We start from the raw sequence: 13,616 nt of genomic DNA, 5'->3' as shown, positions 1-13,616 counted from the left end.
TCTTTTATTTTTCCGTTCAAAACTCAACAAGCAGCCTGTCAACGCCGTGAAATACAGGGCTCGGAACCAGATTCGGCTCTTGATCCTCAGTAAAACGCCATGCGGGCATCTGTTCAAAAAAGTGGGAAAGCGCGATTTTCGCTTCAAGCCGGGCCAGCGGCGCTCCTAAACAATAATGGCTGCCCTGACCGAATGACAGATGCTGATTCGGCTTTCGTCCCAAGTCAATCTGATCGGCATTTTCAAACTTCTTTTCATCTCTGTTCGCCGATCCAATCCACGCATACACTTTTTCTCCGGCCGGAATCGTTTTTCCGCCAATCTCGCTCTCAACCGCGGTGTAGCGGGTTACCCGCTGAATGGAAGGTCTGAGGCGGATGACTTCCTCAATAAAGTCAGGAAGGAGCGCCTTATTTTCAAGCAGCCGGGGCAGAATGTGCGGGAACTCCTTGAGACTGAGAAATGAATTTCCGATCACATTTTCCGTCGTTACGTGCCCCGCGACAATCAACAAGCCGCAAAAACCGATTAATTGCTTGTCTGACAGCGGCTCTCCGTCTAAATCAGCTGAAATTAAATGGCTGATTAAATCATTTTGCGGCTGTTTTCTCCGCTGTAAAATAAACTGCATGAAGTATCCGATCATCTGCTTTTGCACTTCATTCATTTTCTTTTCATCTTTGACATTCTGGCTTTGGTCGACCCAGCTTTTAAAGATATCTCTGTCTTTCGGAGGGAATCCTAAAAGCTCTGCGATCACGATAATCGGAAGCGGAAATGCGTAATCTTCAATAATGTCCATCCTGCCTTTTGAACGGACGGCCTGAAGCAGGTCATCAGCGATAGCGGCTATACGCGGTGCAAGAGACTCAACCGATTTCGGCATGAACGGCTGATTGACCAATTTTCTGAAGACGGTGTGTTCAGGCGGGTCCATTTTCAAAAGGCTGTCTTTGTTAATATGCCGAATCATTTTTTCCTGTTTGTCCGCGCTTAAGTATTTATGATCGGAAGAAAAATGACTGTAGTCAGAAATCACCCGCTTCACTTCATCATAGGTGAAGATTTCCCAGCAATCTTCCTTTTCATTGTAATGAACGGGAGAGGTTTCTCTCATCGTTTGGTACCACTTGTACGGCTGCTGCTGTCTGATTTTTGTTAAACTGGTCATTTTCATTCCTCCAAGATGTGATCAAGATTTGAAATGACCCGCCGAAGCTTACGAGTAAACCCGGCGGGCGGATATGTGAATTTACGGTCTTGTTTTGGCGGGCTGCTTCAGCATCTCACCATGCACATTCAGTATCTTTTCCTGCAGCTGCAGGAAGCTGTGTTCTGTCATTCCGTCTGCCGAATATAAAACGCCGCAAAATTCAGAAATCGTTTCGGCTGCGCTGTCTTCAGCCAATAACGTCATATGGTTGGATACTGCCACATCCATGATGGCGATGTTTGTCATATGCTCTCCCCACTGGCTCCAATAGTTGACAAAATCAGCGGATAAAATATCAGCCCTGATTGTAAAATACGGATCAAGCTCACCCAAGAAAATACCGTTTTTATTTCGGAAATAATAGCATGTCACCCCGTTCGGATCCGGAAGCGGCAGGAGTTCGTAATCAGTGATTTCGTAAGCGTCCTGAACATTTATATTCTGCCTGATCAGATTTTTCACCAACGCGTCCGTCTTCGTTAACCCCCGCTGTTTGGCTTTTGCGATTAATTGCTCTAAAAATATGTCTTCATGAAGATCGGCATTCAGTTCATCACGATGAATCAACGTTTCAGAAATGCGTTCCGGATGTTGATAGATCGGTGCAAATAAAGCCATGTTCACCGTCTGCAGCATCATATTTTTATCAAATAATTCATCAGGAATGTTTATTTCCCGCGCACCCGCCGAGTCAAAGGAGTCGAGCATGACGATTGACTCAACGGTTTCTCCAGCAAGCTGCAATTGCCGGGTGACTTCATAAGCGAGCATGCCCCCTAATGAATAGCCGCCTACATCGTAAGGACCCCGGGGTTGCACGGTACGTATGAGCTTAACGTAATATTCCGCCATGTTTTTAATGCCGCGGATCGGTTCCCGGTCTGTCATCCACCCTCTTGCCTGAATTCCGTAAAAAGGACGCCCGGTCCGTTCGGCAACAGGCTGGTACAGCTCCACTGCCCCCAGCGCGGAATGAAACCAGAAAATCGGTCTTCCCTTTCCACCCGGGTTAAGACAGATCAGCTCGGGCGGTTCTTCATCATCTGTCTCTTCTGATATATCGTTTTGTTTCGTATGTTCCCGATGTACTTCCTCAGTGTCTTTTTGGACAGAACCGGTCAGATACCCGGCTAATGTTGCGATTGTCGGATATTCATAGACCAGATTTGCCGTAATAGACGCTTGATAGGCTTTATTAATGGACTGAACCCATTCCACACCGATAATAGAATCCAGCCCCATATCAATGAATGCCTCATGCTCATCAATATCTTCCGGCTTCAGAAACAGGATGTCCGCAAGGCTTTCTTTGAGCTCTTTGCGCAAAGTGCCGTCAGAGATGCCGGCAAGGGGAGTTTCTGCTTCCGGGATTTGCGGACGTACCGCTGTTTCCTCCGCTTCAGCATACTCAGGTTTCTTTATTTGCCCCGCTATATATTCCGCAAGCTCCTTAAGCGTCGGGTGTTCATACACCTTATTGGCAGTAATCTCAGTGTGGTGCGTTTTATTTACTGTTTGTATCCATTCAACCCCGATAATGGAGTCAAGCCCCATGTCGATGAAAGGCTCATCAGCATCAATATCTTCCGGTGACAAAAATAAAATATCTGCCAGGCTTATCCTCAATTCTTCAAGCAATGTTCTATTGTCTTCGAAAACGGCTTTTTCTGGCTGCTGGACAGAAACAGTACCATCCAAAGGCTGTAACACGATCGGTTTTTGCAATATCTCCGGTTCAAACGCTCTCATTTCGATCTCAGTTAAAGGAGTCAGAGAAAGCAGCCCTTCATGTTCAGGCTGCGGCGAAGACGGGAGAACGGTTTGCGTTTCAGACTTTTTCATGGCTTGACCTGGTAAAGAACTGTTTACATCAGCCGCCCAATACCTTTCTTTTAAAAACGGGTAGGCAGGAAGCGGCGTTTTATAATATTGCCCTCCGTCAAAAAGCCGTGTAAAAGGAAGATCATACCCTCTGCAAAAAAGGTCAGCGATATGTGCCAGGCTTTCTCTGTACTGTGCGGGCGAAGCCACCGAGCGGCACTGTTCAATGCATTCCATTCCGAATGTTTTCATTCCGGCTTCTTCTGCCGGCTTCTGATCCTTCAAATTGGACACAAACACACCCGGAAGCTCTCTTTTTACAAGCCACTCCGATAATACCCGCTTCAGTTCGTCCGCACTGCTTACGATACAGGCAAACCGGTGATGTAGATGCTTTCTGCCGAGCAGGAGCGTATAACTTATATTTCCCAGATCGCTGTCTTTGTTCTTGCTGAGTGAATCCAGCAGGCGTTCTGCCTGAATTTCCAGCTGACGCTCCGTCCGCGCAGATAAAGGAATGAGGCAGGCCGGTTTTGCCGGTGACCGGCGCACGGTTTGCGGCGCCTCTTCAATCACAAGATGGGCATTTGTTCCGCTGAATCCGAATGAACTGATGGCGGCTCTGCGCGGTGCATCCGGATTCCGTTCCCATGGTATCAGCTTTTCATTCACAAAAAACGGGCTGTCCGCAAATTGAATATGCTGATTGGCTTGGTGGAAATGCAGGGAAGCCGGAATCTGCCGGTGCTTCAGCGACAGCAGGATTTTAAACAGTCCGGCCATCCCCGCGGCCGCAGCGGCATGTCCGAGATTGGTTTTCACAGAGCCGATGGCGCAATATCCTTTTTTATCCGTATAGCGGCGGAAAGCGCGCGTTAATGCGCCGAATTCGATCGGGTCGCCCAGTGCAGTGCCCGTTCCGTGAGCTTCCACCATTTGAATGGTTTCCGGATCAATGTGAAAAGTGTCATAGACATGCCGTTCCAATCGTTCTTGAGAAAGCGCGCTTGGGGCGGTTATTCCGTTTGTAGCGCCGTCCTGATTCATGGCAGAGCCTTTTAAGACGCCGTACACATGATCTCCGTCACTAACGGCGTCGCTAAGACGTTTCAGCACCACCGCTCCCACGCCTTCCCCCGGAACGAACCCGTCCGCGCTTTGATCAAACGTATGGCAGCGTCCGGTCGGTGACAGCATATTCGCCTTATTTGACGACTGATAAAAAGCGGGAGTGGATTGAATGAAAACCCCGCCCGCCACCGCCATTTCCGTTTCTTTCGTCCAAAGCCCCTGACATGCCAAATGAATGGCTGTCAGCGAACTGGAACATGCCGTATCAACAGTGATCGCCGGACCTTGTAAATTAAGGTGATAGGCGATCCTTGCCGGAGTGACGGAATTATGATTGCCCCAAAAAGCCTGCGCGGGCCCCTGCTGTTTAAAAATGGCCTGGTAATCTCCGCCGCAGGAGCCGGCATACACGCCGCATTCCCGGCCTCTTACCGAGTCTCCCGCATATCCCGCATCTTCAAGCGCTTTCCATGATTCTTCCAAAAACAGCCTCTGCTGAGGGTCCATATAGGTCGCTTCACGTCCCGATATATGAAAGAAAACGGGGTCAAAACATTCAATGTCCTCTATAAAACTGCCATACTGGCATTGGCTGTCAGAGACATCCCATCTGTCTGCTTTTTTAATCAGATCCCGTCCGGCGGCTAAGTGTTCCCAAAACTCATGGACATTCTCCGATTCAGCAAACCGCCCGCTCATCCCGATAATCGCGATCGGTTCTTTTTCAGGTAACACAGCTGCTGAGTTTACTGTATCGGCCGGATCCTTTTGTTCGGGGCGGTACGTCATTTGATACGGCTCAGAAACGCTGATGACGATTTTCCCGATATTTCCGCGGTCATCCAGACAGTGATACGCTTCTTTTATGTCTTCAAAGGAAAAGATTTTTGAGATGACAGGCTGAATGACTCCCTCTTCAGCCAGCCGCTGCAATTCCAATTGATAGTCCTTGACCTGGTCCGGATTTTGAAGGGACAGCTTCCGCAAATCCACGCTGTGAAACGATTGATTGTTATGAAGGACGGACAAGTCGACTGATTTAGCGGATTTCAGCGCAGTCATGGCAATTTCGATATATCTTCCGCCCGGCGCCAGGCAATTCATTCCTTTTTGCAAGGCATCACCGGCCAGGGTATTAATGACAACATCCACCCCACGGCCGCCGGTCATTCGCATGATTTCCGTTTCAAAATCTTCTTCTAAATAGCAGATGGTATTGCGGACCCCGAGCGAATGCAAATACTCAATTTTTTTCTGTGATCCGGCCGTGGCATATATTTCCGCGCCGCTATGCCGGGCCATTTGCACCGCGATCAGCCCCGTTCCTCCCGTCGCGGTCTGAATTAATATTTTTTCGCCTTTTTTAAGTCCGGCTTTCCGGAAGGCGTCTATCATGGTCACCGCCACGGTGGGAAGAGCGCATGCTTCTTCAAAGGTCAGCCGGGCCGGTTTATGATAGACTTGATGTTCTTTACATGTGATGAGATTCGCCTGAGATCCAAATTCCTCTCCCATGCCGACAATCACTTCATCACCTGGAATGATGGATGTTACATGCCTCCCTGTCTTGATCACGACGCCGCTTGCTTCAAATCCCGGAGTGAACGGATAAGGCGGCATCGTCGGGTACAGCCCTCTGACACAAAGCAAGTCTCCGAAGTTTAAAGAAAAGGCGCGGACGGCTATTTGAACTTCGTCATCTTTTGTCTCGGGCACCTCACTGCGGGCAATCGTCAGATCTTCAATGCCGCCCGGACGGTCAATCACAACCCGGAACATTCCCGAGTCATCGGACTTTGCGAAAGAAGGCGGCATACGTTCTTGTTTCGGTTTCTGATAACCGTTTTCCTTTCTTTCCGTCTGCAGAGGTTTTTCAGCAGGCCGTTCTTCCTGAAGCGCCGGGCGGATTTTCGCTCTATCGGTCTTCAGAGACGAGGATTCTTCCGAGATATAACCGGTCAGGAGTTTCACATGATAGTAATCAAATAAAATCGTTGTCTGCAGTGTAAGATTCAATCGCTTATTAATCTGGTTAATCACATTGACGGCCAGAATGGAATCAATGCCGTATTCAGAGAAATTCAGTTCTTCCTGAATATCCTCTTCTTTCATTTTTAATACATCGGCAATACTTGTTTTGATGACAGAGCGGACATGGGAAGAGACCGATTCCCCATCAGCCTTAACAGCTTGATGCTCCTCTGGCGCGCGGCTGCGGGAAACAGGCTGCGCGGGCTTTCGGAAAACTTCGGCCGGGGCGGCGTATGGCTTTCTGCCGTCTCTGATCCCTTGCATCCGGACGAGTCCGTCACTCTCAGCTGCGATAATCTGCTGGCCTAAATCATGAGCCGTTTCAGCAGGGAAACAAACCGCTCTGTATCCTTCCGAATGCAGCACACGCTCCCACGATTTTGGATATAAGCCGGGACTTCCCGGAATCCGAAGCTCAGCATCCTCATAGGACCACCAGCCGTCAAGCAGCCCGAAGGTTAAATGGGTAAAAACAGAACGATCGCTGATTTCGTTTATCAAAACCATCCCGTTGTATTTCAGGAGCGCTTTCAGACGGCGCAGTGTCAAACCGATATTTTTTGTGGCGTGAAGCACATTGGCGGCGATGACAATATCGTAAACACCCGTTTTGATATTTTGTGATTCGCAAGGCTCCTCCGCATTAAACAAGGCTGTTGTCAAATACGGCACATCAGGTCCGTATTCCTGTTCGGCATGCATTAAAAAAGCTTTAGAAACGTCCGTATAACAATATTCCGCAATCTGTTTTGCAAATGGTTTCAGTTTTGTAAACAGCATGGCGCTCGTTCCGCCCGTCCCGGCCCCTACTTCTATCAGCCTGATACGGGCATCGGGGTGTTCTGTAAGATAGGCTTTCAGGTAAGCGGCCGCGGAATCTGCTAACACTTCATTAAAATAATCCGCGACAGGATTATGCTTATAAACACCTTCAACGAGCCGCATTGATGAATCGGGAAATACGATATCCGTAGCCGGACGTTCCCCTTTTAAAATGGAAGGCATCGCTTTTATCGTCGCCTCAGCCAATTCAGCTTGCGCAAGCTCCCCATTGGGAAGCAGGCGTTTATGGGCATTCCACTCATTCCAGACTGTGCGGCTGTCCGGACGCTGATCCGTGAGGAGGGTGATCGTGTATCCGTCATACGCGATATATCCGTTTTCTTTTAATAGATTCAGGCTTTCTTCCAGCCATCTGCCGTATGTGCCGATCACGCCGGCGCTCCGCATGGATGCTGCAGGTGTAGTGACAGGCTCGCTGAAAAAACCGATTGACTGTAATTGGTAAAAGAGCAGTTTGCAAAGAAGGCTGTTCATATGCGCAACTCCATTTCTCGTTTTAAAGTCTCAAGCCGTTCATTCCGATCCGGATTTTGCCGCTTGACGCTTTCCATAAATGAAGGCTTCGGGCCGGATACAACCGATATTGCATCTTGATCCGTCAGTGCGGCTAAGCCGTGCGGAGCAGCTTTGATGAATGCCGCTTGGCTGAACGGTTCTGATAGTAAGAATTCCAGCGCCTCCATTGCTTCATCGGGTTCAATAGAACCGATCCCTGACGCCTCCATCCGTTTTCTGTAAGACGGGTCTGATACAACGCCCAGACTGCCCCAATATCCCCAATTCATGACTTTCACTTCACAATCAAGCAAGGAAGCGATATGGCGGGCAAAGGCGTCTTGAAATGTACACCCTGCCGCATAGTTGCTTTGCCCGGCATTTTTTGTGAAAGAATTAACGGATGAGAAAAACAGCACAAAATCAAGCGGTTCTCCCTTAAAAGCTTCGATCATTCGGACGCTCGTATTCACCTTAGCTGAATAAGCGTTTCTGAAAGAAGCTTCATCCATATTCGCCATACTTTTGTCGGCAAGCGTTATCGCGGAATGAATGACTCCCGTTATATTGCCGTATTGCTCTCTTACGGAACGGACGGCCGCTTTAAGCGCTGCGGCATCTTGAGCATCAGCCTGTATATAATGCGGCGCGGGGCCTGATAGCGCCAGCCTGTCTATTTTGCTCTGAATCTCCTGATCCTTCGGCCGCCTGCCGATCCATATCATCCGTGCCTTGTAACGGGTGATCATGTATTTGCTCCATGCTTCTCCGATGCCGCCCGCTCCGCCGATGACAGCATAAACGCCGCCTTCTCTGTACGACATACGCGGAGCGGAACTTGTCAGCACCCGGACTGTTTTTTGCTTGTGCCAAGCTCCGTTACGGTACGCGGCAGCATTTCCGTCCGGATCTGGAGGAAGGCGCCAGATGTCTTTCATTTCAGACGAATCACTGTCTTCTTCTGCATCAATCAGCCTGATGTCCCAGTTCGGATATTCTTTTGCCAATGAACCGATCAAACCGTGCACGCCTGCATGCTCAGGCTGCGGCAGATCACCCGGATACACGGACTGTGTCTGCCGGGTGACCGCCGTAAAGCTGATGTTTCGATTTCCATACCCGAGTGACAGCAGCGCTTTGATGAAACGGAAACATTGAATCACCCCATTCTCCTGCTCATCAAGCATTTCCTGACTGACGGATGCGGGTGCGAAACGATCCGGCGCAATCCATAAGAAATGGCGGATATCCTGATACCCGGCTGTCAATTCACGTAATGTTTGCTCGCTTGAATGATCCGGCGTCTCCGCCAGATGGGCGCGGGGCCACATTTTTGCCGCGGCTTTTATGGTATTTCCCGGCTTTCCGATGATCAGCAATTGTTCCTGATCAACCGCTTGATTTTCTTCTATGGAAAAGAAAGTTTTGTCCCAAACAGGGGCAAGCATCGCTGTCTGAACTTCCTGCCGCTTGCTTTCGGTTTGGTTTGTCTGCCGGACCGCCCGGCAGGAGAAGCCTGTCAATCTCATACAAACAGCGCCGTTTTCATCACATAAATCAATATCCAGCGTCAGCGCTCCGTTATCTGACCGATCGCTCTGTTTGCGGACAAGCGCCCACATCGTTTTCTGAGTCGGCTGAAATATTTCTGCCTGCCTCAGGGAAAACGGCAGCATCTGAGTGTCTCCAGCAGTATCTGAACCGGCACCCAGTGACGCCTGAAACGCGGCATCTAGAAGACTCGGGTGGATGACAAACTGATCGGCGGTACTGTCTGCCGATTCCGGCAGCGACAGCCGGGCTGCAGCGCCCCTCTCTCCGATCATCAGCTGATCAATTCCTTGATGGCTCGGCCCGTATATCATACCCGCATGCCGGAAAGCCTGATAAACCTCATCAGACGTCATAACCGATTGGCTGCAGCCGGACAGCCAGCCCTCTAAGTGAACAGACGGAACCGCTGCTATCTCTCCTGATACCGCGGTTCCTTTACTGTATAAAATCCGTTCTCCCCCGGGTTCTTCCGATAGGCTGTAAATCGTAAATTCAATGTCTTCATTTTCCTTAAGGATAAGGCTGATATGGACTTCTACATCCGTCCCCTCATGAACGACAGGCCTCATCCATATGAGATCTCTCAAATACAGTCCTTTACGTCCGTCCGGCAAAGCGTATGCCGCCCGCTCAACGGCCGCCCTGGCCATTTCGATCACGGCGGCTCCCGGGAGCACTTTCTCTCCATTGACTGTGTGATCAGTGAAAAAGAATTCCCGTCCGGTAAAAACGGATGTGAATTTCAGCTCCCACAGATCGGATGTGTTTTCATGAAGCAGAGGATGGATCACCGTTTTGCCGTCATCCCTTTTTGAAACCGCCTCGGCTTCATCTTGAATCCAGCATCTGACCTTTGCAAACGGATAGGCGGGAAGGCTGATTCTCCGGGGTTTTTGTCCCGAATATAACAAGTTCCAGTCCACATCGACTCCCTGCACCCACATGTTCAGCAAATGACCGTACTTTCTCTTTTTCAGCCATTTGACCATGGCTTCCTGCAAATCTTCATCAGATTCAAACACAGCCACTGTCTCATGATTTCGCTTCGCCCGCCCCCTGTAAAGATGCGGTGCGTTTTCATTTTCCAAGTACGATCTGAGCTTGTCCTCCAGCTCCTTAAGGGAGTCCGCAATGAAAGCCAGCCGCTCATCCATCGCTTCCCGCCCCGCTTGTAAAGTGTACGCGACATCAAATAAGTCCGGCTTATCCGTATGCTTCTTTTGAAGAAAAGCAAGAAGGCGCTCCGCATATTCTGTCAGACGCTCCCCATTTTTCGCAGACAGCAGAATGACAGCCGGCTCTTGGCTGCTGATTGCTTGTTTGACAGGAGCCTCATATTCTTCAATAATGATATGCGCGTTAGAACCGCCCGCACCAAAGCTGCTGATCCCCGCTCTGAGCGGCTGTTCTTCTCCGTCTGCGGCAATCCGTTTCCAATCTGTTAATTCCCGGCAGACGGAAAACGGTCCTTCACCAAATTGGATATTCGGATTTAAAACATCCGCATGCAAAGATGGGGCGATTTGTTTGTGCTTCATCTGCAGCAGCACTTTTGTGACAGCGGCGATGCCTGCTGCCGATTCCCCATGTCCGATATTTGATTTGACAGACCCGATGAGACATGTTTCAGGAACATCACCGAATGCATCGGTTAAAGCCCGGATTTCAATCGGATCGCCTAATTTCGTCCCTGTCCCGTGCGCTTCCACATAGCTGATCTGGCCCGGAGATACCCCCGCTTCCTGTAAAGCTTGAGAAATGACTTCGCTCTGCGCCTTGGGGTTCGGTACGGTGTAACCGCTCGCTCTTCCGCCGTGATTAATGGCAGCTCCTTTAATGACGCCGTAAATCCGATCTCCGTCTTGTACGGCGTCTTCTAAACGTTTAAGAAGCAGCACCCCGACTCCTTCTGCCGGAATATAGCCGTCACCCCCGGCGCCGAAACTCCCGCAGTGTCCTTTAGATGAGATGAACTGCCCCTGGCTCAGCATGAAGTACTTGTTAGGATGAACGGTGAGATTCACTCCGCCGGCAAGCGCCGCGCGAATCCGATGATCCCGCAGATCCCGGCACGCCATGTACAATGAAGTCAGAGAACCCGAACACATCGTATCGACCGAAATGCTCGGCCCTTGAAAATCACAAAAATAGGAGACACGGTTAGCAATTGATGAAATCCCGCCGGGGAGCCCGATATGCCGTCCTTTCACTCCCGCTTCAGCCGCGAATAGCGGGTATTCCTGATACATGACACCGGCATACACACCTACCTGACGGCCCAGTTCAGGTGATGTCCTCGTATATCCCGCATCCTCCATCGCCATCCACGCATGCATTAAAAACAGCCGTTCCTGAGGATCAAGGTGTTCCGCTTCACGGGGGGAAATCTTAAAGAACTCAGGATCAAAATCGGCGATCCCGTCAATGAATCCGCCCCATTTGCTGTAGATCGCTCCCGGCGCCGTCCGGTCCTCGGAAAAGTAATGTTCCCATTTCCAGCGGTCTTTCGGAATTTCGGTAATGCAATCCTTTCCTTGTTTGAGATTTTCCCAAAACGCATTGATATCATCGGCCTGCGGATACTTGCCGGAAATTCCGACAATGGCAATATCCAGCGGTTTTCCTTTCATTTTCTGACGGCTTTGATTCCCGGACGGGGCAAAAGACGCATTTTCAAGCCGATTTGGCTGAAGCACTTCTTTCACAGACGCGTTTTTCAATTCCGCCAGCTGTTCCCCGGTATGACTGAGGACTGCGGCATCAAATGAGAGAAATCCGTCTTTTTTATGTTTGATTGTATTCACCACATAGACGGTATCAGACATGACTGGTCCGTAAAGCGTCAGCCTCTCAATCATGAGCGGGACGTGAATCCGCTTTTTCAGCTGCAACTCTTCTTCACCGAGTGACATATAACAAGAATTCAATATAAGCGGGTCAAATGCAAAGTGACGCAGATCGCCTTTTTCTTTTTTTCCTGATAAGTCCAGCTGTAATAAAAAGGAGCTCTCACTCATTTTGTATCCCGCCGTTACCGTTTTCAGCATCGGGCCTATCGTGAAGCCGGCAACCGAATCGTACAGACGGGAAATGACATCCGGCGCCACCTTTTGTGCATGCGACTTCATTTGTTCAACGTCATATGATTTTTTTACGGGTGCCTCTGTATATCTGATTATTTCTCCTTCGGCACACGTCTTCCGGCTTTCTTTACCGGAGACAGAGCAGCTTGCGGTAAAGCGTTCGGCACTCTTTTCTGCCGCAAATGAAATGTCAACATGTGCGGCCTCTCCCGGCTCCAGCGTGACGGGCCCGCCCGTAAAACGGATATCTTTCAGCTCGGCGGGATACGTGCCGGAATGAGACGCTCCGGATGCTTCTAGCACCAGACACGGATACACTACACCCATCAGTGCCGGTTTGCCGAAAACCAGATGATCCTGAAGGAATGCTTCATGTTCATAGAAAGTAAATGTCTGACTGCCTGATTGCGTTTCAGAGACCGGTGCTGCATTCGCGACAAGGCCGGAAGATTCATCTGTTCCTTTTGTTTTTATGTCTTCAAGCAGCTCGGATATACTGCTGCACTCAAATAAAAGAGTCGGATTCAGCCGCATATCAAACGCCTCTTCGATGTCTTTAATAATGGCCAGAAGCTGTGACGATTCAAGACCTAATTCAAAAAACACGGTGTGCGCATCATTTCTTGTGACAGGACGGCCTACGTATGTTGAGAAAATGCGGTATAAGGTTTCCTCCATCTGCTGAACGCCTGGTATCAGCTGCCGATCTGTCCGCACCTTTTTGGCTGTCAGGCCGAGCAGTGAAGCAATATGTGCACCGCTGATGTTGTAAAAGTCAATATCCATTTTCACCATTTCAGACGGCGTGCCGGACTTTTTCGAAATCACCGCGTAACAGCGCTCCGTAACCGTCTCAGCGGCAATAAACGAATCATAATAAATCGGTAAAAACAAACCGGCGCCTGCAGCTGTCTGCAATACGCCGGAGGCCATGGCGGCACCGTCCATCAGCGCGGGGTGAAAGAGAGCGCCGGGGAGATTTTCCTTGCATGAATCATACTGCCGAATATCAAGGAAACATTCCTCTTCATTTGCATAGATCTCTCCCTCCGGCTTCATCAGCCCGTCATGCGACAGTCCGCGGCTTCTCGCGTCTTCGTAAACCGTATGCAAAGAGACTGATGGAAGTGCGGCTTGTTGTTTTTTCTCCCCTGCGTCAAGGCGCCTATCTGATGAGAAGACTCCTTCATGCAACTCCGCTGATAAGAAAACCGTCCCGGAATCCGCCCCGCAAATCGAGGCAGTCCAGAACTCCTTTTCTTTACTGAATATGACACTCACATCAAGCCGCTCTGACCGCTTCACTGATAAAGGATGATAAATGGTCACCCGTTTCAGACAGATGGAACGGAATGAAAGATCAAGGCTTTGCTTTGCCAGCTGATACAGCATATCAATATAGGCCAGACCGGGCATGACAGATTCTCCGTGAACAAGATGGTTTTTCATAATGGGATGTTCTGCCGTCAGGCGCAGATTCACTGTTTTTTTCATGGTTAGTCCCC

The 13,616-nt window shown here is 49.7% G+C and carries 3 protein-coding genes; all 3 read right to left on the bottom strand.

All coding sequences use genetic code 11. The features are described from left to right. Positions 1 to 16 precede the first annotated feature (16 nt). The gene (locus tag OQ477_RS03235; RefSeq protein WP_003153276.1) at positions 17 to 1,171 is read right to left on the bottom strand and encodes a cytochrome P450; all 1,155 of its coding nucleotides are present in this window, start codon (positions 1,169 to 1,171) and stop codon (positions 17 to 19) included. An 81-nt stretch (positions 1,172 to 1,252) separates the two neighbouring features. Then, entirely contained in the window at positions 1,253 to 7,453 is a 6,201-nt protein-coding gene (locus OQ477_RS03230) for a beta-ketoacyl synthase N-terminal-like domain-containing protein (RefSeq protein WP_265971363.1), read from the bottom strand. Continuing rightward, entirely contained in the window at positions 7,450 to 13,605 is a 6,156-nt protein-coding gene (locus OQ477_RS03225) for a type I polyketide synthase (RefSeq protein WP_265971362.1), read from the bottom strand. Before OQ477_RS03225 ends, OQ477_RS03230 begins: the two co-directional genes overlap by 4 nt. Positions 13,606 to 13,616: the final 11 nt, after the last annotated feature.

Origin of the sequence: Bacillus sp. ChL18, from assembly GCF_026241425.1 — a bacterium.
Classification (GTDB): Bacteria; Bacillota; Bacilli; order Bacillales; family Bacillaceae; genus Bacillus; species Bacillus velezensis.
Note: the sequence above shows the minus strand (reverse complement) of the source record. Positions and strands in the feature narration are given on the sequence as shown.

What these genes read in the sequence shown, in the direction of transcription:
- OQ477_RS03235 (WP_003153276.1), bottom strand. Translation starts at nt 1,171, where the DNA reads ATGACCAGTTTAACAAAAATCAGACAGCAGCAGCCGTACAAGTGGTAC.
- OQ477_RS03230 (WP_265971363.1), bottom strand. Translation starts at nt 7,453, where the DNA reads ATGAACAGCCTTCTTTGCAAACTGCTCTTTTACCAATTACAGTCAATC.
- OQ477_RS03225 (WP_265971362.1), bottom strand. Translation starts at nt 13,605, where the DNA reads ATGAAAAAAACAGTGAATCTGCGCCTGACGGCAGAACATCCCATTATG.